We start from the raw sequence: 22,810 nt of genomic DNA on the forward strand, positions 1-22,810 counted from the left end.
TTTGGAAAAGGCTAAAGGAAGGACAGAAAAGCCAAAAGAAAAACCCCCAAAATTCCACCCACAGCTATTATAAGGAAGTTTATAAGGTTGAGCTCTATGTGGGTAATTCCAAGATAGTTTAAAATCCCCACCAGGATTAGCCCAATTATAGCGTTTACTGCCATCCATCTAAGCACAGCAAAGGTCAGCTTGATCACTATAAACGCGGCAATTATTAAGAGTATTATGAATATTAGGACATTAATCATTCACATCACCTCCAAGCTCTTTTATAACTTTCTCGGCTATCTCTCCAAGGGGCACCCATTTAATGCCTTCCAGGGGCAAAATTACGGTGTCGCTGATGTTTCTGAACTCCTCTATTACCGGAAGGGCTTCTTTCACCTTAAGCCTTCCGAGCATTAGAATCGCAAAGGCTTTTCTGTTTTTATCTCCCGTCTGGAGGATTTCAAGCAATAGAGAGGTCATTTCATTCTTGAACTTTTCCCCAACCCATGGGAAGTATCTCAGTATAATCTCAAAGCTCTGCATGGCGTTTTCCTTAACATAAGGATCAGGATCGTTTATGAGCGAAAGCACGGTTATGGGAAGACCTTCCTCGACATAAGGCATCATAAGCTCTTTATGCCTGACGGTCAGCTCTCCAATGAGGAGAAGCGCATCTCCCCTTATCCCCGGATTTTCCTCGTTGAGAAGCTCTACTACGGCATCTACATATTTAGGGTCTTTCGCTGCAGAGCGGAGAATCCCCTCAAGATCTCCCTCCGAGAGCATCTTTATGATCTTATTCTTTTTTGAGCCGAAGGAGAATAATCCCATAAGTCATCCCTAAACGATTTTATACTTTCAACCTTAAATGGGTTTTGGCTAACCTTTAAAAGGCTCCCGAGAATTTAAAGTCGGGCAATGAGGAGAGCGAATTGCGCTGAGTGGTGATGACAGCTCAACCCGAGCCGTTAATAGGGGTGAGACCATGCACATAAGGGAGTTCCAAGAGCTTATTAGGGAACTTTACTTTCACAGGGATGAGAAGAGGGGCTTGGAGAAGACGTTTCTCTGGTTTACTGAGGAAGTAGGCGAGCTAGCGGAGGCGTTGAGAAAAGGGGATAAGAAAGCTATGGAAGAGGAGTTTGCCGACGTTTTAGCGTGGCTTGTGAGCTTAGCCAACATAGCTGGAATTGACGTGGAGGAAGCGGCAAAGAAGAAGTATCCGGGAGTTTGCCCCTACTGTGGGAAGAATCCTTGTGAGTGTGAGAAGGAGTGAGAGCCTTTATTTTTCCAAGAGTTCTTCTATGGCTTTCTTGATATTCCACACTTCGAGTGAACTACCCCGTCCTTTTGGGCGGGGCTTCCTGCTTCATAAGGAAGACTTGCCCCGTGATAACAGCCTCATAAGGCACTACACGGGGTAGAGGTCTTCCCTCCACAGGCAATCCGGGTCGTCCCAACCCTTCATCCAAACCCTTTCTCAAAATGTTGAGCGAAGCGTTCAAATCCCTATCCATCACCAGCCCACACTTCGGACAACGGAAAACCCTCTCCAAAAGAGGTAATTCCTCCACTACAAACCCACAGCGGGAGCAAGTCCTCGAAGTGTAGGCTGGCTCAACGAAAACAACCCTCCGACCAGCTCTCTCAGCCTTGTCGGAGAGTATCCTGATGAAAGCACTGAGAGAGGAATCGAGCAGATGGCGGTTGAAGTTTTTATGACCGTTTCCAACCATATTCTTCGGTTTTAGGTTCTCCGCCGCGATGACATCATAATTCCTGACGTAGTAGAGAGCAAGCTTGTGGAGAAAATCATTTCGCTGGTTCGTTAGCTTTTCATGAGCTTTAGCTAATTTTATCCTCTCCTTCTCCCAGTTCTTCGAACCCTTCTGCTTCCTTGAAAGCCTTCTCTGTATCCTCTTAATTTTTTCAAGGGATTTCTCAAGGAACAGCGGGTTCTCAAAAGCGTTACCATCGCTGTCAACGACGAAATGAGCGACTCCCAAATCAACCCCAACTACTCTACCCGTTTTGGGCAACGGTTCTGGCTCCTCCTCAACCTGAAAAATAGCATACCACTTCCCGCTCTTTGTCCGCTTTATGATTACTCCCTTGATTTTACCTTTAATTCTCCTGTGGAGCTTTATGGGAATTTCCCCAATCTTGGAAAGGTGCAGTCTCTTCTTCTCCTCGTCAAGCTTGAAACCGCTTTGGTTGTAGTTCAGCGTCTTCCAGCTATTCGGTGAGGTTTTGTATCTTAGCTTTCCTACCTTGTGCCCGTTCTTTTTTAGAGCCTTCAAGACGGTCAGGTTGTTCCAGAGTTGGTGATTCACCATTTGTAGAACTTTGGAGTAAACTTCCTTGAGTTCTGGGTTTTCCTTCTTTAATTCGACGATTAGCCTTTGAGTATCCATTCTTCCGAGCGACGGGTTTTCTCTCTTTGCTTTCAATAGCTCGTTGTAAAGCCAGCGACAAAGTTCCATATGTTGTAGCATTTTTTCTTGCTGTGCTTTTGAAGGATAAATTCTAAATTTGTAGGAGCGCATCAACTCCTCTCACCTTGACTTTTGAAGCGCACGTTCCATTTAAGGATGGCGAATTTTTTCGCACTGTAGTATTTATAATTTTCTTACTTTAAGAAGTATTTAAAAGTTTCGGGCTTTCATCCATCCCTCTCGGAAGAGGAGTCCCCACCCGAATAGGTTAAACCCCCTTCCGCAATCTTTTCAAAGTGCTTGTCGTTGGTTATTATAATTGCACCAGTTTTAAGATAAGTGGCAGCGTGAACGGCATCGGCTACTTGATTTGGTGGAAAATAATCTAAGCATTTTAGCACTTCTTCCCTTGATGGGTTTACGATTTTAACCCTTTTCCTCAAGAATTCAAAGAAATTCACAGCATCGAAAGCCTCAGCATATTTTCTGTACTCTGCAAGCAACACATCGTTTCCCACAAGCTCGTAATCTGAAGTAAGCAAGTGAAGTAGCAACTCGGTTGTTTTGTCCAGCCCTTCTTTACTGCGGCAATAAAAACGTTTGTATCAATCAGAAATCTTGTATTTTTTTCTGGCAATTCTGTTCCCCTCACCCTCTATTTCCTTCTCCAATTTTTTGAGATTTACTTTCTCTGCTTTCTTTACGAGTTCTTGAAGCATGCTTTTTACATCAAAACGCTTTAGAATTATTGTCTCATTGTCCAGTTCTGTTATCAAAAACTCCTCCCCCTTTTTTATCCTAAGTTTTTTCCTGATTTCCTTTGGAAGCAGTATTCTACCTTTCTCATCAACTTTCGTTATTCCCACTTTTCCCACCAAAATAAGTTTGAACACCAATATTTAAAGGTTTCCGTTAAAAAGTTCATATATTTAAACCAAGCATTATCACGTTTTGCCCCAAGGAAAGCTATGAATGGCGAAAAACCATCAAAAAGAGTGGAAGGAAAGATGGGAGCTAAGATTGAAGTGTCCCAACACCTAAAAAAGCTCAAAAAACAGAGGGAAATCCTTGAAAAGACGTTTGGCATACTAAAAACCTCAAAAACGTGCGAGTCTTAGATACAAAAGAAGTTATGGAGCTTCTCCAAGACTAATCGCCCAAAACGTAAACTATCGCTTTGCAAGAGTCCAAGTCGTTCTCGTAGATGCACTTGTTGTAGGCGTTTTCAAGGGTGTCCGAGTATGTAAAGGTTGAGTCGTCTATGGCTTTTGTCTCCCCGTTGAACTCGCACTGACCGTTGGAGCAGGAGATGGTTTGGGTTTTGAGGGATTCCCATTGACCTCGGGCTTTTAGATGGTTGATAAGTGTCTGAGCGTTGCTCTGATAGGGTAGCTCTTTTGTCCCTTCGCTTACTTCACTCGCCTTCGAGGAAATCAGCAAGATGACAACTAGAACGACAATGACAGCAAGAGCAACCATTGTTGAATACTCAATGGAAGCTTGGGCTTTTTTCATTTGGATCACCAAAAATAATTTTAATTAATTTGGCTCACAAAAACATCAAAAAGAAAAGATAAATTCAAAAAAACTATCATGGCGCTCCCAACTTAATATCATCTCCAATATCAACAATTATTTCACATGCTGTAGCGTCGTTTTCTACCATACATTTATCGTATAAACTTCCTAAGGTGGGCGTACTGCTGATTAGTGTCGAATAGGGAGCAGCACTGTAATCTTTATCTGCTTCTGCATAAGCCACAGTACCATTCGTATCCTTCACTAAAAGATAATCATTGGTGGAGTCGTACTCTACCGTATACTGATCATCCCATACATTTTGTGAAACGAGCTTGCTCTTTATAAGTTCCACTTGACTCTGCAATGAAGCTATATCGCTCTGTGAGCTGGCCTGTTGTGTAGATCCACTGATGTACCTAACCACAACAAATATTATTATCAAGGCTGCTGCTATCATGAAGAGGTACTCCAGCGCACCCTGACCCTTCTTCCGTTTAAACAACTTCTTCAAGTTTATCATTTTCTCTACACCTCCGAAAGGATATCTTCAAAAACAAATTACGTCAAAGACATATAAATACCTTTCCCCGCAATTATGCCGATCACTTCCGCAAAATTGCAGGTGAATGCGACAAAAACTATTGAGGAATCCACAACGACTCGTCGAGGGTTATTATTACCTTACAAGCGTTTTCGTCACCTGCAAGGCAGAGGTCATACAGCTCTTTCAGGGTTTTCAGCTTATACCTATCGTCCCCATAGAGGGCTTTAACATCATCCCTGTATCTTGCATTTCTGTAGTCGAGGTAGTAGATAACCTTGTCACTCTTATCACACTTCCCATTTGAGCCTTTGCCCTTTATGCTTATGCCGTATTCGGAGCCAACTTTGTCCTTGGAATAACTCTCCGAGAGAATGTAAAAGCAGTATTCATCGTTCCAGAGGTCTTTCACTTCTAGCTGGGATTTTGCAATCTCCGCTTGGCTCTGCAAAGAGGTAATATCACTCTGCTGGGCAACTCGACCTCCGGAATTGCTGATATAGCCCACTGCAACAAAAATTATTATCAATGCCGCAGCAACCATAAAGAGGTACTCCAATGAACCTTGACCCTTTCGGCTCATGCTTTGGTCATCTTTAGAAAAGAATAAATATTTTTCTCCCCAATTTTGCCCATGAGATAAGCAAAAATGGGGATAGCGATGCTGGTCTTCATAGAGTGCGAGTCATCGAGCATTGAAGGCTGTTTAAAGGAGCTTAGAGAAAAAGCCGAGACCTTAAAGAAAATCCCCGGAAGAATAGATAAAGCCAAGATAGAGCTCTCCTTCGGTGCCTTTATGAGTGTTAGAATAAGCCTAAGCATAGAGCCAGACAAAAACTATGAGAAGATGATAGTAGCCGAGTACTCATCAGGCAAGGATGTCCTCGAAAGGCTGCAAGAGAAGATGAGAGAAAAGCTAAGGAACGCCCAAATAGTTGACTTCACCTTCGGAACCTACACGATGCCCATAACCCGAAGAAAATATGCCGTAGGGATAGCGGTTGTGAACATACCCAAGGAAAGGGAGAGCTTTGAGAACCTGAGCATTAAAGAAAGGAGGGCAATCCTGAGAAAAGCCCTCGAGCTTTTTGGCTGGAATCCAAAGGTTTTGAACATCTCCGAGATAGCGAGGCTCTTCAACGTTTCGAGGGATTCAATCTACAACGACATAGAGCAGATTTTGAAGGAGTTAGAGGGTTTCTAAAACCTTGGAAATAAGACTCTCGGAAATTCTGAATCCAACTTCCCTCAAGCTTTTTATTGCTTTTACTAATTCTTCTTTTGATAGGTCTCCTGTATCGTACAAAAAGCGCAAAACCTTTAACGTTCCAAAAAATTCAATCCCAAGTTCATAAGCCTTTCTCCTAGCGATCCTATCATCCAAAACTGCAGGAATCGAATTTTCTAGAGCCAATACTATGGTTTCAGCCTCTCCCGTACCTAGCGGGTCAACTAGTAGTTTGACTTTTTCCCTATCTTGAGCTGAAACTACTTGAACTTTCTCGTTCTCTACAAGTTTTTGAAGCTCATGGCTACCCACCCTGCAAAATCCCCTACGATAGACTTCTTCATATACACCCTCAGCCACAAAGACCTCAAATCTTTCTGTGACTTTTTCAATAACTCCTGCAGAACTTAGAGCAATAACAGCGGAAGAGTCTAAGAGAATCTTTTTCATAATCCCAATTCCTCCAAAGCTTCCTCATCGCTGTAGGGGAATGCAGGGATTTTCCATTTTTTCAACTCCGTTATGAAATCTTGATATGACACCCCAGCAATTTCTGCCGCTTTTTCTATAGAAACAACACCTTCTTTGAACAATTCAATTGCATAAAGCAACCTTAAGATCTTCTTAGTTTCCTCCTCTGACTTAAAAGGGGGTAGCTTCATCCTTATCTCCATCATGCTTCGATATTGGCCGTCCTAGTATTTAAGAGTTTGCCCTCAACCATTGAGGGCGAGCTTTAGAATAGAGAAGTCATTGCCGCTAAAGCTCAAATTCTCTACACCTGAAGAGTTTATGGTAATTGAAAAGAACTGACAAATCGTTTAAAAACATAAAAAAGCTCACTGAACAACGCTTATGGGCACTGGCGTTGCCGAGAGGATGAATATTGCGAGCACTATCAAAGCCAGAACTATTCTTTTAGGCGAAATTGGGCTGACCTCATCCAAAGCACCCGGGTTTCCAATTCTCCCCATAAGGAGAATTATGAAGCCCCAGATGAGCCACCCTGCCCAGAGAACGCTCAGTCCAATCATTGCCAAGCCTAGACCAAATGTCAAAATCGAGTGGAGCTTTTCTCCAAGGAAAGCCCTCGCTATGTGGCCACCATCAAGCTGAGCCGCCGGGATTAGGTTTAGGAAGGTCACGAGAATACCCACCCACCCAGCTATCGCCACCGGGTGGAGGTAAATCACGTAGTCCTCGGGAATCCTAAAGATGTATCTCTCAAGGAAGAGCATTATTAGACTTTGACCAAAGGCTATTCCGCCCTCCATTTGAGCCGCAGAGATAGGTAGAGTTGGAGAAAGCCTTAACCCTATAAGCAGCACTGGAATTGCCACAACAAACCCGGCTATAGGCCCGCTTGAGCCTAGGTCTATGGCAGCGTTTCTGGTGGGTATTGGGGATTTAACCCTTATAACAGCTCCCAGTGTGCCGAGAATGTTCGGAAATGGTATGAAGTAAGGAAAAGTTGACTTTACGCCGTGGAGGGTGGCAGCTATTTTGTGCCCCATCTCGTGGGTGCCCAAGATAGCGAGGACGCTTATTGAAAATGCAAGGGCGTTGAGGTAGATGTTTCTTATTCCTGGAAGGTTGTACTGGTCAAGAAAAGCTATATAAGAGCTTGAAAGCCAGTAGCCCGCAAAGAGGGTGCTCAAAACCGTTGCTATAAACAACCCTATCCCAATGAGGGGGTTTTCCTCTTTAATCGGCTGTGCTGGAAAGACGAAGAGGACTACCTTTCCTTCCCTCTTTTTCAATGCAGCCCAGTAGCCAAGCTTCTCAAGCTCCTTAAGAACCCTCTCGAAGTTGGTTTCCCTTATCTCCAGAACCTCAAAAGCCATGACGTCTCCTTTAGTCTGCATCTCGCCAAGGGAATAAAACTCGCCAAGCTTTTCCATGAGGGGCTCATTAATGGGCTCTTCAACGGGCTCAATCTCAAAGCCAACAAGAACCATATCAGAGCCGCACTCCGGGCATGAATTTTCCAGTAAAGCCGCATTAGACTCTTTAACTTCCCTATGGCCGCATTTAACGCACTCGTAAATACCCCTTGCCATTTTCTCCACCACTTAAAAAGAATATGGAAGAAAGCTTAAAAACTATTCCTCTATGGTTACCTCTCCCTTGTCTGCATCCACCTCAACGATCTGGCCGTTCTTGATCTTGCTTATGTCCACTTTATCCACCATGGGAATTTCTGCAATAATAGCCCCTGTTGCTACAATCGTCTCTGCTTCTTCAACAACTATTGCCTTAGGCGCAACACCGTTTTTCTTCAGCTGGTAAATGACGTAAGAGCCAACAGTCGAGCCTTTGCCCCTCGGGAATACAAGGATTTTGTCCTTTATGCTCTCCCCCTTAATATCGCTCTCAATGTCCTTCACTATGCCCGTTTTTGGGTCAACACCTCCTAAAAAGGATAGGGGCTTTTTTGAGACAAGAGCAACTCCCTTTGCTTTTCCCTTAGTGATTTTTCTTCCCTTAAGCTTCATAATCTCACCTCACGGGGCATCAAGAAGTAACTTCTCCGTATTCTCAAGCCTCACCTTTAGCCCGGCTGAGGAGAAGTAAAAGCTCGCCTTTCCGCTGTTTGTGGCTATTCCCCTATACCACTTCTCAACAGGGGACACTATCAAACAGCTGTCGGCTATTATCTTTCCATTGTATCGCTCTATAATCTCGCTGTAGCCCAGAGCATCTGCGAGAGCCTTCACAGCCTTGCTTGCGGTTATTAAAAGCGGAACTTTTAGAGGCTTCTCCCTCATCTTCAAAATTTCAGCGACCTCTTTTACTTCCTGAATCGAAGCATGGGGACAGCCTATTACTATTGCATCTATCTCTCCCCACTCTGCGTTGAACTTCTCCTTAACCTCTTCGAGTTCCTTCTCATCAACCTCAATTCTCTCGAGCTTATCCGCTATGGCATGTTTGTATTCCGGGGTCTCGCCTTCAACATGATAGAGGGCTATTGAACCTGTCGCAGCCATCGAAGCCCCTAATTCTTTGAGGTAGTCCGTCTTTTCGGGCTTGAGGTTTTTGAAGTAGGGTATGTCGTTCTTTAGAGCTTTGCCGAGGTAGTAGCCCAAAAAGCTGTAGTCTGCAAAGTCCTTGAGCTTTGTGTTTACCTCAACAATAACTGTTGCCTTTCTGTTTTCCTCAAGGTGAAGGCCATAATTTGGAGTCTTGCCAACGATTGCAGCTGCAAGGCTTGAGGGCCCGCCTTCCCTGTTTGTTCTCGCTCCTATTATGGAGTTTGCAAAGATAACCGCGGAGCTCTCGCTCCATGCTATATGGTCACCAAACTTCGGAAGGTTTGCACCGTAGTATGGGGTACAGGTGGAGGTAACCTCTATTCCCATAGCTTTATAGAGCTCAATGATCTCTCTCTGCTTCTCCATAAAGAGCTCGTCCCCAATACCAGCTGGATTGAGAGTAGTATAAACGCTAACCTTCGCCCCAGAATTAACGAAGTCTTTTAAAAACTCTATTCCGGCATCTCCGATGTTTTTATATGAAACCCCCGCCACTTGGGCACTTTTTATTGGAATTAACCTATCCGCATTATATATTTCTCCCAAAGCCACAAGAATCTCCATAGCCTTTTGTAATGCATAGCCGTATTCTCCGGCAAGTATTAATTCCTCCTCCTTTGTGAGGTACATTTCATCACCAAGATAAAATTGGAGGGTAAGTTTAAGGGCTTTTTCATCACATGAGAAAACCTCGGCAGTTCAATCCAGAATGGTGGGATTGGAGTTAAATTCAAATAAAGGGCTAAAAAGTTAGAAATGTTTTTAGACACTTCCAATAGAGTATCCGGCATTTGAAACTCCCGAAAGAGGCACCGCAAACTTTATAAACCGACTTCTTATTAATATGTAACGGGTCAAGCAGCGGGGTGGGGCAGCTAGGAGTGCCCGCCGGGCTCATAACCCGGAGGTCCGAGGTTCAAATCCTCGCCCCGCTACCATGCTCATTTTTGTGTATTGATGTTCATAAGTGTTCGTTGAATTTGTTTAATAACCATTCTCTAAGTTTATTTTGTTTCCTTGGTATTGTAAATCCAACTTCCTTGGCAAAACGTCTCACACTTTCTATGCGATATACCCTAAGCTCATAAAGGTCACTTTTGTAGGAGTATTGTTTGCCTCTGATCACAACAGGACTTCCGGCTTTCTTTGAAACCCTTATTTTTGAGTGTATTTCCAATGAAGCTAAGAGACTTTTAGAGAACTCTAATAGCTCTAAATCGTAGTTGTGCAACGAAACATAAGAAACTTTCTTAGTAGTTGGGTCTAAATAGACATAACCCTCACTGTCAAACAAACCCCGAAGGAACTCTCTGGGATATTCCTTTGCAACTTCAAACAAAGCATCTTTTGGCTGTTTCAAAAACATGTAGAGGGATTTAGTAGTACTTTCAACATACCATCTACCGACTCTTGTAGAGTCGTTCTCATAACCAACTCGGGGATTAGCCCCTATTTCTTCAAGAGCTTTGGCAAATGCCTCGGCAAATTCCCTATCCACAACTTTCAACCGAATTCTGTACTTGTATTTTTGGCCAATGCCTATTGTGGCATCTCCAAAATAAGCTCCCAAGATATAAGACAAAGCTGGAGAAGGGCTTAAATCAAGAAGCTTGATTTTATTGAAAGGTTCATGTTTTCGCTTGCACCATCTTAAAACCGTTGCTTTGGAAATTTTCACGCCTTTTTCGATAAGTACTCTTTCCACTATTTCCGAATAACTAAGTCCGTAATTCCTCAGCCCCCTGACATAATTCACAAGCTCCTCAAGTTCCTTTTGTCCAAGGTCTTTTACCCTAAGCATAACACCAATTAGACTTCTCTGTTTTTAAGTTTTTACGTAATTTTCATACAACTTATTTTTGTTAAAAACTCGGGCAACCTTAATAAACCCTCTCAATTAGGTCAAAAGGGGCTTGCCATGGATCTGGTAGTTCTCGGGCATGTTGCGATTGACCACATAATCTTTCCAGACAAGAGAGAGATAGTTCTCCCGGGAGGGGCAGCTGCCGCTGTTGCAACTTCTGCCGCTCTAAGTGGAGCCAAAGTGGGGTTGGTTACAAAGGTCGGGAAGAACTTTCCCACGGAGTGGCTGAAAAACCTTGAAAGAATCCTAGACATTAAGGGAGTGCACGTTCTCGAAGGAAAGACAATGCACATATACATGATCTACCACGAAGACGGGAGCGTCGATGCGCCGGTGGAGATAGGAGTGGCAGAGAAGATGGGTGAAACAGAGATTCCGAAAGATTACCTAAACGCGAAAATATTTCACATCTCTCCAATACCACCGGAAGAGCAGCTAAAGGCGATAGAAAGACTAAAAGGCAAGAGGGTTACCCTAGATTTCAACCCGACTTACATAGAGGAATACAAGACAAAAAGAGAGCTCATGAAGGATATAGTGTCAAAAGTGGAGATAGTTTTTCCAAACGAAAGAGAGGCAAAAACGATAACCGGAGAAAAGGACATCAAAAAAGCTGCCGAAAAGCTTCACAAATGGGGAGCTAAAATTGTCGTGGTGACTATGGGAGAAAAGGGGGTTCTGCTTTATGATGGGAAAGATTTCAAAAAGTTCAATGCACTTCCAGTAGAGGAAATCGTGGATCCAACCGGAGCTGGGGATGCTTTTGCTGGCGGCTTTCTAGCTTATTATGCAAGAGAAAAAAACCTCGAAGAGTGCATAAAGCAAGGATTGATGAGGGCAAGAGAGGTGCTTAAGAAAAAAGGAAGCTGGAGCATCTAATCACTTGTGACTATCCTTGAGAATACATAGAGGGCAATTAGAATAAGAACGGCAACTGCAGTGACCTCGAACTTGGGCATGACCAAAGAGAGCCCCATTATGAGGGCGTAGGTAGGAATGGCCAATAGAGAAGCTACGGTCAAGATTAAATAATGCTCTCTGGGAGCTTTTTCCCTATCTAAGTAAGCGGACTCAATAAAGATTAAGGCTAAAGCCACTATTAGAACTCCCAGAGCACCTCCTATCTTGTAATATACCAGAAAGCCTATAACGGCCATCAAAAACAATGTGCCAAAGAAATACGAGAGAAACGCCAGGGGAGCAAGTGCTAAGACCGGGAGGAGCTGTTTGTAGCTAAGCAAGATGAAAAACAAGATTACAAGCGGTATCGGTGAGAACTTTATCCTCATAACTTAATCACCTCTGCAATGGCGCTTCTAAGAGGCTTTCTGGTGTCCCAATCTATTATCAGGGCATAGGCGGAAAGCTTCCTCAAGTATGCTTTCCTCTTGAGGTCTAGCATCTTAACCGCCAGTTCTTCCTCTTTGCTTCTTGGCTCGATAGCCGAATACGGGTCCGGGGAGATCACTATTATCTTGTATCCATAGTGATAAATCATCTCAAGGGCTTTTCTGCTCTCCTCGCTAACAAGGGGTGAGATGTAGATTATTTGGGCATTTGCAGGAAAGCGCGTCCTTATAAGATGTTCAACCTGATAGGCAATTAGATTGTTTTTATCCGGCCTGGCAGTGCTTAGAATGTCGACACATCTGAAGAAATGCCTTTTTCCATAATCTACCCTAGCCCATAGGGGGACGCTCTCCGAAAGCAAAAGACCAAAGCTCGTGCCGTTTTTAAGACAGTCAAGCATAAGGGAAGCAGCAGCCCTCACAGAGTAGTCTATAACTCTGCCCCCCAAATAGCCAGCGTCCACTATTATCACAACATCAACTTTTCTCTCGCTCTCATACTCGTTGCTCATTATTTTGCCCATTTTTGCCGTTGCCTTCCAGTTTATTATCTTGAAAGGATCTCCAGGCTGATATTCCCTTATAGCATGAAACTCTACTCCTTCACCTATTCTCGGAGATGGCAAGGGGCCAACGGTTATTTTTGTACCCTTTGTGGAGTAAGGAGTGATGACATCTTCTATGAGCGGAACACCAATAAGCTCATCATACAGCTCAACCACTTTGTCCCTTTTGAAAAATCCAAATGGATCTTGGTAGCTCAAGTATATCCAGTTAAACTCATGAACCCCTCTGCGTACCCTAATCTTGTAGGAAAGCTCTCTCACTTCATCTTTTTTTAGGGAAAGCAAAAACTCGTTCTTACCTTCAACAACCTCAAGCTCCTCTGGTGTGCCATCCACAAGCTTTAAGCTTGGAATTCTTTCGTTGGACTTTATGGTAAGTTTTATTTCCACGGTTTCTCCTTCAAGAATTCTGTCGTGAGGCAGGATTCTCTTAATCTCCACGTCAAGCCTTGGTTTAAAAAATGCAACCGCTATGAAAAACAGCCAAAGTATCGGAAGGACAAGATATACCATATCCCAGCGAAGAGTAAAGAAAGTTATGAGTACCCCTATCCATAGGGCAAGAAGAAGCTGAAGGGCTTTTCCAGTCGGGTAGAACTCCCTCATAGCTATCACTCAAACTTTGGAACGGGTATTTTTTCAAGCATTCTCTCCATCACCATCTCCTGGCTTACCCGAGTATACCAAAGCTCCCTCTTCAGTATGAGCCTATGACTTAGTGCAGGTATGGTAACTTTCTTCACGTCATCTGGGATAACGTAGTCCCTGCCTTCCAAAGCAGCGTATGCCCTCGAAAGCTTGAGCAATGCCAAGCTCCCTCTTGGAGACGCTCCAACTTCAATTTCCTTTTTGTTTTCTCTAGTTGCCCTCACTATCTCGGTTATGTATTCAAGAACGGCATCGCTCACATAAACATCCTCAACTGCCCTCTGCATCTCTACAACTTCTTCAGCGGAGGTTATTTGGTTTATATCCACTTCTTCTTTCTTTCTCTCGATCCTCCTCTTGAGAATCTCAAGCTCCTCCTCCTTGGTCGGGTAACCCACTCTGAGCCTGACGAGGAATCTATCGAGCTGTGCCTCTGGCAGGGGATATGTTCCCTCTTGCTCAATCGGGTTTTGGGTGGCTATTACGACAAAGGGCTTCTCAAGCTGATAGGTTTTCCCCTCTATAGTTACCTGCCTCTCTTGCATAGCCTCAAGCAAAGCCGATTGAGTCTTTGGAGGCGCTCTGTTGACCTCATCGGCGAGAAGTATGTTTGTAAACACCGGCCCTTTTTTGAACTCGAATTCAAGGGTTTTCTGGTTGAAAACGCTAACTCCCAGTATGTCGGAGGGAAGTAGATCGGGTGTAAATTGAACCCTTTTGAACTTAACTCCTAGTGCTGAGGCAAAGCTCTTTGCCATTAACGTCTTTGCCAATCCTGGTAGGTCTTCAATGAGAATGTGCCCATCGGCTAGTATTGTTGCAAGCATAAGCTTTAGGACTTCTCTTTTTCCAACTATTGCCTTTCCAACTTCATTTAAAATCTCATTTCCTTTTTCATAAACTTCCTCTACTCTCATTAACATCCGCCTCCACAATTTCAAGAACTTTTTCGAGATCTTCAAGGAACTTGTTCCCAGAGCCAATTATTCTAAGCTCTCTAACCTTTGTTTTTGCCTTTTCTCTGTCCTCTTCAATTATTTCATATATCTCCAAGAGGGAATCAAGAACTATTTGCTTGGCAACACTGCCCTTTTTTGCCATTTTTATAACGTCTGCAAGCCTTTCAAAGTCCTCTTTCCTCCTCCTTTTCTGTTCTCCCCTTCTTGGAATATAAGGAAGCTCAGCCTCTTCGAGTATAAAAGCCAAAAGTATTGTTCCAGCTACTAAAACAGCTATCCACCTAACCAAATACGAACCTGCAAAGATTGCAACTAAGACGAAGGGGGTAGTTAAGATCAGGGCAAGATTAAGCCTCAACTTCATTTACATCCCCCTTGATTTTCATGTAAAGCTCATAAGCCTCCTTTGCATCTTCCATAGTGACTTTCTCCGGTGCGTATTTTGCTTTTTCAAAAAGCCTCGCAAGCTTTACATATGCATCGTGCTTGTATTTTACTTTCTCTGCATGCTCCCAATGAGTCCAGCTTTCTCTGTAAGGAATGCCCAAAAGCCTAAGCCAAATTACTGCATTCTTGTAAAGCTTCACCACTATTTCGTTTGGGTCTCCTAGGAAGTCTATACCTTCTTCCTCTAATTTTTTATCAAATTGTTCAACGATCTCTTTAAGTTTTCTCCTTTCTCTAGCCGCTCTCAAATCAAGATAAAACCTCACCACAACATAGCTGAGGGTTATTACAAGAACTCCAAAGAGAGCATATAGGTAAACGCTACCTTCTGAAGACCCTCCAAAGGGATTTTGGAAATACCTCTCGTAGAAACTAACGTGATAACTTTGATTAACGTAGTAAATCCCCTCACTTCGGTTTGCTGTCATGTTTGGGAGGGGAGTTTTGTAAACCTTGTAGAGAATGGGGAGGGCAAGTATAATGGAGCCTATTATTATAGCGAGGAAGATGCCCCAGTTTACACCGTATTCCGGACCTTTTTTCGCAAAAGGATCCCCAACAGTTAGGAAAATCTGGATTAGTATTATGCCCCCAAGAACTATCAAAATAGCAAAGAAAAGGCCTATTAAGTAATAGTCTTGGTTGCCCTTCTTAATCTCACCTATTTTAGCTTCAGAGCTTACTATTGCGCCCATTAGCAGGATTATCAGCAAGTATAAGGCCATTAGTCTACGCCTCATAACGTACCATCACATAGAATTATGTAAAGATAGGTTTAAAAAGTTTTACAGCTTGGAAAAAGTTGGGTGAGAGTATGGAAAAACTCCCGCAATTGTTCGTTGAGGCAGAGTTTGAAGAATGCTTTGAAGGAGACGAGGCAAAAGTTGATTGCATAATAATCCAAGACAACATAGAGGTTAGACTACAAAAGGGACAAAAGCTTCCGGAGTTTATAGACGTTAAAAAAGCGAAATTTTTGCGAAAAGAAATCTACGATAGGTTTCACTTCTATGTGGACAAATACGAGCATAAAATGCTCTGTGATGCGAGAATAGTTCTCCCCGATAGAAGAACCGAGATAAGACTGTATAAAGGAGACGAACTCATGTTGCTCCCGGTGGAAGGGTTTGTTTCCACGATAATAGCTGGGGTAGGAAACAGGGTAAGAAAAAGCGATGCTTTTGCAGCAGTAACAACTAAAAAAGGAGAAGTACACTACCTAAAGCCTCCAAAAAATGGGGTGGTGGTTTACATAGACGAGTTCACTAATAGGCCCCACTACATCTACTACATTCTCCCAGAGGAGTAATTAAAGACCTTCGATTATTGCCCTTACGTTTTCTTTGATTCTCATTTTTAGCGTATCCAGTTTATCCATCCCTTGGATAGTTCTGGTGTTGTTTGCACTGGTTATTATTAACGACCATCTGTGTAGATCATGTTTCATAGGCTCATCTTGGAACATCACAAGAAACCTCGACCCTTTTGCTTCAACCTCAAGTATTTCAACGCTCCTATTACCGAGTTTTGTTGAGTATATTTCTTTCGCTTCCAACCCACCAAATTCTCTTTTAAGCATCTCTGCAAACTCTCCCATACAAAATCACCCATTAACTTTTTGGTCAAAGTGGTATATATACTTTTCACAAACTTGTATAATGCTGACCAAAAATGTTATAAAGCTCGTGGAGGAGTTAAGCTTGAAGAAATTTAGTTGGTGAAAAGAATGAAAGTTGAAAAAGGAGATTTTGTGGTTTTTAACTACATTGGAAGGTTTGAAAACGGAGAAATATTTGATACAACTTATGAGGATATCGCCAAGGAAGCAGGCATTTATGTGGAAGACAGAACATACGGGCCCCTTGGAGCTAACGTCGGTGTTGGTGAACTTATCCCCGGAATGGATGAGGCTCTTATAGGGATGGAAATCGGAGAAAAAAAGACTATAGTAGTTCCCCCCGAGAAAGGCTACGGGATGCCAAGGGATGACTTGATAATTGAGGTCCCAATAGTGGAGTTTGAAAAAGCCGGCATAGAACCAGTAGAGGGAGCGTACATAATGACCGATAGTGGAATAGCAAAGATAACTGCAATTACTGAAGAAAACGTCACTTTGGACTTTAACCACCCACTGGCAGGCAAGACACTAACATTTGAAGTGGAAATAGTTGATATAGAAAAGGCAAAGCCAGAATCAGATGAATCCTGATATCTGAACCCTGGTAGCCACAAGGAATATCACAACTCCCAGTATGGCCAACATTGCGCTGTACTTGAAGCCTGCAGAGAACTTTCCTTCTCTTATTATTCCAATTCCTAACCCCGAAACTATGGCTTGAAGTGCCACAAACGCAAGAGAAACGTTTTTTATCGCTTCTAATGGCAAGTTAAGTCCCACTTCAGGAGTGTTCATACCCCCCATAATTTGGGATACAACCCCTAGGATGAATGGCCCTATGAAGCCGCTTGCAATTATAAAGAACATTGCTTGCATTCCGGTTGAGGCTTTTCTCTCCTTTTTTATTCTCAGTATTTCACGGACGTCGTTGGCAACCGCCACAAGTACATCAGCCATTGGGGCTCCTCTCTCATAAGCCTCTAGGATAATCATTGTGGAGCGATAAATTACCGAAGATCTCTTGTTTCTTATTGCAAAAGCTCTCAGGGCTTCTATTGTTGCTCTACCCTTCTTTATCTCCTGTACTGTTCTTTTGAATTCCTCTGTTAATGCTCCAAACCTTGCAGTTGATGCCTCCTCCAAAGCTTCAGAGAAAGAAACTCCAGCTCTCAAAGAGCTCGCAAGATAGAAGAAAGCATCGGGCAAGTTTTTCTCCATGTCTTCTATCTTCTTGGTCAGCAAATAATAGGGATAAACCCATGCAATCCCTAAAAACAAACCGAGGAACACCGGGAGAGCATAGATCTTAACAGGGGACAGTATGAAAACTATTATCCCGACCAACCCTGCCAGCAATAAAGATACCAACAAAAATTCAAGCGCTAAAAATGATATTCCCGCCGAGTATAGGAAGAGCTCGTACCTCCTAACCCACCTCTGGGGAAGTAGTTTTTCAAGAGCCTTTGCAAGAGGTCGGAGGAATTTAATTTCAGCCAAATTTAATCACCTCGGCTCACTACGTTTTATCATAAACACAACGAGGGTTGAAATAGCTGGGAACCCAAAGAGCAGAATAACAGCTAACCCTTGGACGGGCATTACTAACGCCCTAGTCATTAATGAAGCAGCCAGTATCGCCACAACGAATAGCGTTGGCATTATTATGGTTATGAACATATAGACAAAGGCGACACCGTTTACCTTTTGGATGTATTCCACAAGCTTCATTCTGTATTCAAAGGAAAAGTCTTCGGCAAGTTTGTAGAGAATATCCGCCAAGTTTCCACCGAATTTTGTGGCCCTAAGGATCTGTTTTACAACTCTACTAACGTTTTCGGACGCCATCCTCTCCTCAAACCTCATTAGTGCATCTTCAAAGGACGTTCCTCCGTGCATGTCTCTTATCATAAGGTCAAATTCCTCGGATATGGGACCATAATCCGCATTGGCAACCGATACCATTGCCTCAGCTATACCAACTCCAGCACTCAAAAGCGATGCCATGTGTCTCAAAACATATGGAAGGGCTTTTTCTACCTCTACAACCCTTCTTCGCCAGACTATTCTTGGATAGTTTCTCATATACAGGAACCCACCAATAAAGCCCAGTATCCCAAGCATCAGGGAGATGTCAACAGGCATGAGGAGAAGAACGCCCATTAAAAAAGCAAAAATTGCAGTGAAAATGGAAACACCCAGCATCAATGCAACGAACTGCTCTTTACTCATTTTAATGTTAGCCCTCACGAGATCATAGTCGAGTCCCTTTAGAGACTTTGTAAATGATTCAACCGGACCTCTAAAGTGCCTAAGCATAAATTCTGAGAATCTATGGGTGAAAGATTCCTCTAGCTCTCTTTTTCTCCATTCGACAATCTCTTCAAGTTCTTTTTCGTATTTTTCTTCTCTTTCCTGAGAGACTTCCTCTTGAAGTTTTTTCAGGAGTTGAAGTCTCTCTTGGAGCGTTAGGGTTTTAGGAATTCTTGAAATAGGGCGTTCGCTAACCTCTATAGTTTTTTCACCCAGCCTTTCAATGAATTTAAGTATTTTCTCTTTTATCCCCAAATCTTCTCACCCTAGATGACTGTTCTAACTTTTTCAGTTAGCTCAATTGAGGCATCCCTCTCTATTCTTCTCAGCAACTCTTCATGATCAATGTAGAATTCTCTAATGTAGTGTCCAACCTCTTCTATACTCCTTATTCCTTTCTCTACCATCCACTGGAGGACAACTTCTCTCTTCACTCTCTCCTCTAGGAGCTCATCCATTGTTAAACCTGTATGCTCAGCAAGCTGGTTCATGACCCTACTTGGCACTCCCGTGTGGTAAAGCTCATCCTTTGCTGGATTGTACTTATAGATAGTGTTCAGCTGGACGCTTTCCCTCTCTATTCCGGAAACCTCAGCTATCTCGGTGATCCTTCTTATTGTTCCTTTCTTTCTGTTGTTGAACCTTACCTGCATTATGATGACATCCAAAGCAGGAATCATGATTCTTGGAACGTTCATAGGTGGACTCTCAAGCCTTACTATTGTTTCTCTAGCTGAGTTAGAGTGAATTGTACCCATACAACCATCGTGTCCCGTGTTCATTGCCGTGAACATCGTTCTTGCCTCAGGACCTCTGACCTCACCGACGATAATTCTATCTGGACGCATTCTTAGGGTGTTCTTAACTAGATCATCCATGGTTATTTCTCCCTTTCCTTCTATGTTTGGAGGCCTTGTTTCAAGCCTTACCCAGTGCTCAATTGGTAACTGAAGTTCTGCGGTATCTTCAATACTTATAACACGCTCACTTGGAGGAATGAACATTGCCAATGCGTTAAGAGTGGTAGTTTTACCCGAACCAGTACCTCCGGCAACGAGGACGTTCGCAGGCTTAACTCCAAGACCGTCAACAAAAACCCAGAGCAGAGATGCTATTTCTAAATTAAAGGTGCCATACTTCAAGAGATCAATTATCGTAAGGGGATCTTTTTTGAATTTTCTTATGGTTAACGTAGGTCCATCTAAGCTAACGGGTCTAATAGTCGCGTTTACTCTACTTCCATCAGGCAAACGGGCATCTAAGAGCGGGGTTTGCTGATCAATTCTTCTTCCAACCTGCCTTGCTATGCGTTCAATAATGTTTAATATCTCCCTCTCGTCCTCAAAAACGATGTTAGTTTTGCACATGTAAAACTTTCTGTGCCACACGTATACTGGTCTTCTCGTTCCTATTACCATAACTTCTTCCAGGTTATCGTCTCTAACAAGGGGATCGAGTTTTCCGTAACCTATCATGTTCTGGACAACCAGATTTACGAGAATATCCATCCTTGCCTCGGAGATAGCCGGAGCAAGTTCACGCATTATGTTTTTTACAGCCCTTCCAAATATTCTTCTTCTCTCCTCCGGATCGGGAATGCTCTCGGGGTCTATTTGTATCTCTGCAATTGCCCTATCCCTAACGATTTTCACGAGTTTTTCTTCCTCTTCACTCAATTTTGGAAGGCGTATTTCATAAATTGGGATCGGTTCTCCCTTAACTCTAAGGATCCTCACATTTCCATATACATCAAGAACCTTCACTTCCTCTCCATAATATGTAGGAAGGGGAACTCTTGGTGAGCCTCTTGTGGACTTCAAAATCTCCTCTAAGCTACTCCCTCCTCTGCTCTCAGCAGATAAGGATCTTGAAGGAGTTTTAATTTCTGGCACAATGGGGGATAGTTCTTCCTTGGCCTTAGGTTTTTCTTCTTCTCTTCGTCCTTCTTTTATTATATCTTCTAAAGGAGCCGCTTCTTCACTTAAGATCTCTTCTATCCATGATAAGCCTGAACGTTTTTTCTTTTTCTCCTCCAAATTCACTCACCCTCATGAGGTTTTCCCATTTGACGTTATAGGTGATTTCAAGCTTATTACCTAAAAACACTATCCAAACCGGATAATCAAATTTTAGCTCAGGTTTTTTAGATGTCTTAACTAACTCTGGTTCTCCTTTACTCCCTGAAAGTAAACCAGTTCCAGAGGAAACAACTATCCTAGAAGAAAGTTCTGAGAGAGCATCTGAGCTTTCTTCAGATGTTCTGTCCAAATACCTAGGCATGTACTCCCTAACGTATTGAGCGTATTGAGAAAGAACCGTATCAACATATTCACTGTATTTCATTGTGTACTCTGGGGTGAAGTCGCTCATTTCAGCCCCTTCAAAGAGTACCGGCACTCCTATGGCAATGTACTTTGAATTTTCGGGTGATGGATTTTCTATCGTTACTTCAACCCTTCCGCCGTACTTGAGCACCTTCACATAACCATCCGAAATAAAGAATGTATCAACTGCATAATACTTCTGAGGATAGAGGATTAACTGAGGATAGATAGGGCTGTAAAATATGTTTGGACCTTCCACTCCGCTTATTGTGCCTGTGGATAAAGGTTCGTTAATCTTTACATTCACCTGAAGTGTCTCATATGGGGCAATCCAAAATCCCAAGTTGTTAACGATTCCAATATCTTCACCCTTCCTAAACAAAGTGTAGTTATAATCAGGATTTATTAAAACAAATTTGTAAAACGGGCCCGCATTCACCAAGGTAACGTTTAGATCGACCGTGGCGGATGCACTAACACTCTCTTGTGCATTAACTAAACCCGAAACTAGCAAAACAAGGAAAAAGAGTGGAAGCGTCTTCCTTAGCATTCCAGTCACCCAGCAATCTTTGTTATGTAGAGGGCATCTCTATATTTCAGTATATCCTCAACGAATTCTGCTGGGACTTCAACTATCACCAAGACCTTAGCAGTAGGTTCCGTAGCCAATAACCCAGTGCTTTGTTCGAGGTCAAACACCTTCCACTTGTACCTTGCGAGCTGCTCCTTAACTTCATCTGCCGCAGCTATCTTGTTGGCTGCAATGGCCTTTAATATCTCGTTTAGTGCAACATTGTACGTGTAGGATGCACTTATCGTCTGTGAACTTGATTGGGTTGTGGAGTGGCTTTCATCTTTATTCTGCTGGTATGAAATTGATTGATCTCCTGGGGCATAGCTCTCTGAGTATTGGTCTGAGTAGGAAGTTTCTGAAGAGGTTGCTATGTTCTTAGTTTCTTGCTGTGACTCTGATACTGCAATTACACCGGAATCTGTTAGGAAGAGAACCATGTTCACATATCCTTCATCCGCTATCTTTTGAACGGATGTTGAATTTATTTGGGCGAAAATCTTTATTTTGTCACCTGATGAGAGGAAGGCACCATTAACGTTCTCTCTTGGCAAAACTAAAGCGACTTGCACCATTTCAGCTTTCTCTATTGTGTACTGGAGAAGCTCAGTGAAGTCCGTAACTTTGCTGAGCATGTACTTCGCTTCTGCTTTCGTGTATATGCTCTTTTCCGCTCCTTTCTTGAGGATCACCTTTTGGGTGGGAGTGGTGTCTATGAGGTAATAATAATATTTCCTCCAGAGCTCAAGCAGATACGGATTGGGATCAATTAAAGATACTTCATCTTTTGTTTTTGCAGAATTAACTTTCTCCTTTAATTGGTTTAGAGTTTGAATAGCCTCACTCTTTATATCTTCCGGGAGAGGCTGAGAAAGAAGGAGTTCAAAAGATTGCTCTATTTGTGATAACTTTGTGCTCTTTGCCTGTTGAAGCTCCTTCTGAAGACGTTCTTGCTCCAATTGAGCTTTTCTTTGCTCTGCTATCGCCTTGACATTTATCTTCTCAAGTTCCTCTATACTTTTTGCTTGGTTAATTTGCTGTATTAATTGCGCTTTCATGGTATCATTTTCAAGCTCACCAGTGAAATACTGGTTAACCTCTTTAATTTTCGCAAGTTTGGCTTCTTGAAGCTGTTTTGCAGCACGATTTTGATAGGTTGTGTACACCCCTATGATAACAGCAATGAGAATGACAGCTATAATAGATGCACCTATAATTATCCTTTTACGTCTCTCCCTTTCCCTAAGCCTTCCCAATCTTGAAGGCTTTCTGGGAGGGGAAGCTCTTGGGACAGGAGCAGCAGGGGCTGCTTTCTCCTCTTTCTCCTCAACAGAAACTCTACCCAACTCCCTTAAACGCCTTATTTTTTCTTCAATATCTTCCGCCACGGTCAGCACCACCGGATA

Annotated in this window: 31 protein-coding genes and 1 tRNA gene; 7 read left to right on the forward strand and 25 right to left on the reverse strand. The window is 42.9% G+C overall.

Translation table 11 applies throughout. The features are described 5' to 3' along the window. Positions 1-11 precede the first annotated feature (11 nt). Together NF859_RS09995 and NF859_RS10000 are read right to left on the reverse strand one after the other, a co-directional pair. Positions 12-248, reverse strand: a complete 237-nt coding sequence (locus NF859_RS09995) for a hypothetical protein (RefSeq protein ID WP_252744110.1) — start codon at positions 246-248, stop codon at positions 12-14. Next, positions 241-819 (reverse strand): HEAT repeat domain-containing protein, encoded by a 579-nt coding sequence (locus NF859_RS10000; RefSeq protein WP_252744111.1) that lies wholly within the window; start codon positions 817-819, stop codon positions 241-243. Before NF859_RS10000 ends, NF859_RS09995 begins: the two co-directional genes overlap by 8 nt. A 154-nt stretch (positions 820-973) precedes the next feature. On the opposite strand from NF859_RS10000, the gene NF859_RS10005 reads away from it, so the two are divergent. Further along, complete coding sequence (locus NF859_RS10005) at positions 974-1,264, forward strand: MazG nucleotide pyrophosphohydrolase domain-containing protein (protein ID WP_252744112.1); 291 nt, start codon at positions 974-976, stop codon at positions 1,262-1,264. A 61-nt stretch (positions 1,265-1,325) separates the two neighbouring features. Here the strand turns inward: NF859_RS10005 and NF859_RS10010 are convergent, their stop codons facing one another. The 3 genes from NF859_RS10010 to NF859_RS10020 form a co-directional block, all read right to left on the reverse strand. Then, the gene (locus tag NF859_RS10010) at positions 1,326-2,534 is read right to left on the reverse strand and encodes an RNA-guided endonuclease InsQ/TnpB family protein (RefSeq protein ID WP_252744113.1); all 1,209 of its coding nucleotides are present in this window, start codon (positions 2,532-2,534) and stop codon (positions 1,326-1,328) included. A 116-nt stretch (positions 2,535-2,650) separates the two neighbouring features. Then, on the reverse strand, positions 2,651-2,929 hold the full coding sequence (locus NF859_RS10015; protein WP_252744114.1) for a PIN domain-containing protein: 279 nt from the start codon (positions 2,927-2,929) through the stop codon (positions 2,651-2,653). A 99-nt stretch (positions 2,930-3,028) separates the two neighbouring features. Next, complete coding sequence (locus NF859_RS10020) at positions 3,029-3,298, reverse strand: AbrB/MazE/SpoVT family DNA-binding domain-containing protein (protein ID WP_252744115.1); 270 nt, start codon at positions 3,296-3,298, stop codon at positions 3,029-3,031. A gap of 120 nt (positions 3,299-3,418) precedes the next feature. Here NF859_RS10020 and NF859_RS10670 point away from each other — a divergent pair, with 120 nt between their 5' ends. Further along, a complete protein-coding gene (locus NF859_RS10670; RefSeq protein ID WP_289846483.1) occupies positions 3,419-3,541 on the forward strand; it encodes a hypothetical protein in 123 nt (40 codons plus the stop codon). 31 nt (positions 3,542-3,572) lie between these two features. On the opposite strand, the gene NF859_RS10025 is transcribed toward NF859_RS10670, so the two are convergent. The 3 genes from NF859_RS10025 to NF859_RS10035 all read right to left on the reverse strand — a co-directional run bounded on the left by NF859_RS10025 (position 3,573) and on the right by NF859_RS10035 (position 5,068). After that, a complete protein-coding gene (locus NF859_RS10025) occupies positions 3,573-3,938 on the reverse strand; it encodes a hypothetical protein (protein WP_252744116.1) in 366 nt (121 codons plus the stop codon). A 76-nt stretch (positions 3,939-4,014) separates the two neighbouring features. Then, on the reverse strand, positions 4,015-4,464 hold the full coding sequence (locus NF859_RS10735) for a class III signal peptide-containing protein (protein WP_353936099.1): 450 nt from the start codon (positions 4,462-4,464) through the stop codon (positions 4,015-4,017). Positions 4,465-4,582: 118 nt separating this feature from the next. Further along, complete coding sequence (locus tag NF859_RS10035; RefSeq protein ID WP_252744117.1) at positions 4,583-5,068, reverse strand: class III signal peptide-containing protein; 486 nt, start codon at positions 5,066-5,068, stop codon at positions 4,583-4,585. Positions 5,069-5,146: 78 nt separating this feature from the next. On the opposite strand from NF859_RS10035, the gene NF859_RS10040 reads away from it, so the two are divergent. Then, positions 5,147-5,689: an HTH domain-containing protein gene (locus NF859_RS10040; protein ID WP_252744118.1), complete on the forward strand. Its 543-nt coding sequence runs from the start codon at positions 5,147-5,149 to the stop codon at positions 5,687-5,689. On the opposite strand, the gene NF859_RS10045 is transcribed toward NF859_RS10040, so the two are convergent. From NF859_RS10045 to NF859_RS10065, 5 genes are all read right to left on the reverse strand, one after another. Further along, positions 5,675-6,163 (reverse strand): PIN domain-containing protein, encoded by a 489-nt coding sequence (locus NF859_RS10045; protein WP_252744119.1) that lies wholly within the window; start codon positions 6,161-6,163, stop codon positions 5,675-5,677. The genes NF859_RS10040 and NF859_RS10045 overlap by 15 nt on opposite strands. Next, the gene (locus tag NF859_RS10050) at positions 6,160-6,390 is read right to left on the reverse strand and encodes a UPF0175 family protein (RefSeq protein WP_252744120.1); all 231 of its coding nucleotides are present in this window, start codon (positions 6,388-6,390) and stop codon (positions 6,160-6,162) included. Before NF859_RS10050 ends, NF859_RS10045 begins: the two co-directional genes overlap by 4 nt. Positions 6,391-6,552: 162 nt before the next feature. Beyond that, a complete protein-coding gene (locus NF859_RS10055) occupies positions 6,553-7,773 on the reverse strand; it encodes a site-2 protease family protein (protein ID WP_252744217.1) in 1,221 nt (406 codons plus the stop codon). Between the two features lie 42 nt (positions 7,774-7,815). Next, on the reverse strand, positions 7,816-8,208 hold the full coding sequence (locus NF859_RS10060) for a DUF126 domain-containing protein (protein ID WP_252744121.1): 393 nt from the start codon (positions 8,206-8,208) through the stop codon (positions 7,816-7,818). Between the two features lie 9 nt (positions 8,209-8,217). After that, positions 8,218-9,378, reverse strand: a complete 1,161-nt coding sequence (locus NF859_RS10065; protein ID WP_252744122.1) for an aconitase X catalytic domain-containing protein — start codon at positions 9,376-9,378, stop codon at positions 8,218-8,220. Between the two features lie 230 nt (positions 9,379-9,608). Between NF859_RS10065 and NF859_RS10070 the strand changes: the two genes are divergently transcribed. After that, positions 9,609-9,686: transfer RNA gene (locus NF859_RS10070), tRNA-Met, on the forward strand. Between the two features lie 23 nt (positions 9,687-9,709). On the opposite strand, the gene NF859_RS10075 is transcribed toward NF859_RS10070, so the two are convergent. After that, on the reverse strand, positions 9,710-10,549 hold the full coding sequence (locus NF859_RS10075) for an LAGLIDADG family homing endonuclease (protein ID WP_252744123.1): 840 nt from the start codon (positions 10,547-10,549) through the stop codon (positions 9,710-9,712). Between the two features lie 117 nt (positions 10,550-10,666). Here NF859_RS10075 and NF859_RS10080 point away from each other — a divergent pair, with 117 nt between their 5' ends. Beyond that, the gene (locus NF859_RS10080) at positions 10,667-11,491 is read left to right on the forward strand and encodes a carbohydrate kinase family protein (protein ID WP_252744124.1); all 825 of its coding nucleotides are present in this window, start codon (positions 10,667-10,669) and stop codon (positions 11,489-11,491) included. Here NF859_RS10080 and NF859_RS10085 read toward each other — a convergent pair. From NF859_RS10085 to NF859_RS10105, 5 genes are read right to left on the reverse strand one after another with little or no spacing between them, the layout of a single operon-like run. After that, entirely contained in the window at positions 11,488-11,901 is a 414-nt protein-coding gene (locus NF859_RS10085) for a hypothetical protein (RefSeq protein WP_252744125.1), read from the reverse strand. The genes NF859_RS10080 and NF859_RS10085 overlap by 4 nt on opposite strands. Beyond that, positions 11,898-13,133 (reverse strand): DUF58 domain-containing protein, encoded by a 1,236-nt coding sequence (locus tag NF859_RS10090; protein ID WP_252744126.1) that lies wholly within the window; start codon positions 13,131-13,133, stop codon positions 11,898-11,900. The genes NF859_RS10085 and NF859_RS10090 overlap by 4 nt, the downstream gene beginning before the upstream one ends. Positions 13,134-13,138: 5 nt before the next feature. After that, on the reverse strand, positions 13,139-14,092 hold the full coding sequence (locus tag NF859_RS10095) for an AAA family ATPase (RefSeq protein ID WP_252744127.1): 954 nt from the start codon (positions 14,090-14,092) through the stop codon (positions 13,139-13,141). Further along, on the reverse strand, positions 14,070-14,498 hold the full coding sequence (locus NF859_RS10100) for a hypothetical protein (RefSeq protein WP_252744128.1): 429 nt from the start codon (positions 14,496-14,498) through the stop codon (positions 14,070-14,072). The genes NF859_RS10095 and NF859_RS10100 overlap by 23 nt, the downstream gene beginning before the upstream one ends. Next, entirely contained in the window at positions 14,482-15,321 is an 840-nt protein-coding gene (locus NF859_RS10105; protein ID WP_252744129.1) for a DUF4129 domain-containing protein, read from the reverse strand. The genes NF859_RS10100 and NF859_RS10105 overlap by 17 nt, the downstream gene beginning before the upstream one ends. 74 nt (positions 15,322-15,395) lie before the next feature. Here NF859_RS10105 and NF859_RS10110 point away from each other — a divergent pair, with 74 nt between their 5' ends. Next, positions 15,396-15,890: a DUF2118 domain-containing protein gene (locus tag NF859_RS10110; RefSeq protein ID WP_252744130.1), complete on the forward strand. Its 495-nt coding sequence runs from the start codon at positions 15,396-15,398 to the stop codon at positions 15,888-15,890. Here NF859_RS10110 and NF859_RS10115 read toward each other — a convergent pair whose 3' ends face one another. Then, a complete protein-coding gene (locus tag NF859_RS10115; RefSeq protein WP_004070002.1) occupies positions 15,891-16,178 on the reverse strand; it encodes a hypothetical protein in 288 nt (95 codons plus the stop codon). A gap of 129 nt (positions 16,179-16,307) precedes the next feature. Here NF859_RS10115 and NF859_RS10120 point away from each other — a divergent pair, with 129 nt between their 5' ends. Beyond that, entirely contained in the window at positions 16,308-16,790 is a 483-nt protein-coding gene (locus tag NF859_RS10120; RefSeq protein WP_252744131.1) for an FKBP-type peptidyl-prolyl cis-trans isomerase, read from the forward strand. Here the strand turns inward: NF859_RS10120 and NF859_RS10125 are convergent. From NF859_RS10125 to NF859_RS10145, 5 genes are read right to left on the reverse strand one after another with little or no spacing between them, the layout of a single operon-like run. After that, complete coding sequence (locus NF859_RS10125) at positions 16,776-17,696, reverse strand: type II secretion system F family protein (protein ID WP_252744132.1); 921 nt, start codon at positions 17,694-17,696, stop codon at positions 16,776-16,778. The genes NF859_RS10120 and NF859_RS10125 overlap by 15 nt on opposite strands. Positions 17,697-17,702: 6 nt before the next feature. Then, positions 17,703-18,764 (reverse strand): type II secretion system F family protein, encoded by a 1,062-nt coding sequence (locus NF859_RS10130; RefSeq protein WP_252744133.1) that lies wholly within the window; start codon positions 18,762-18,764, stop codon positions 17,703-17,705. 11 nt (positions 18,765-18,775) lie between these two features. After that, complete coding sequence (locus tag NF859_RS10135; RefSeq protein ID WP_252744134.1) at positions 18,776-20,545, reverse strand: TadA family conjugal transfer-associated ATPase; 1,770 nt, start codon at positions 20,543-20,545, stop codon at positions 18,776-18,778. Continuing rightward, complete coding sequence (locus tag NF859_RS10140) at positions 20,487-21,383, reverse strand: hypothetical protein (RefSeq protein WP_087036274.1); 897 nt, start codon at positions 21,381-21,383, stop codon at positions 20,487-20,489. The genes NF859_RS10135 and NF859_RS10140 overlap by 59 nt, the downstream gene beginning before the upstream one ends. Positions 21,384-21,388: 5 nt before the next feature. Continuing rightward, positions 21,389-22,792, reverse strand: coding sequence for a DUF515 domain-containing protein (locus NF859_RS10145; RefSeq protein ID WP_087036272.1), 1,404 nt, complete (start codon positions 22,790-22,792; stop codon positions 21,389-21,391). Positions 22,793-22,810: the final 18 nt, after the last annotated feature.

This window comes from Thermococcus alcaliphilus, from assembly GCF_024054535.1.
GTDB classification, from domain to species: Archaea; Methanobacteriota_B; Thermococci; order Thermococcales; family Thermococcaceae; genus Thermococcus_A; species Thermococcus_A alcaliphilus.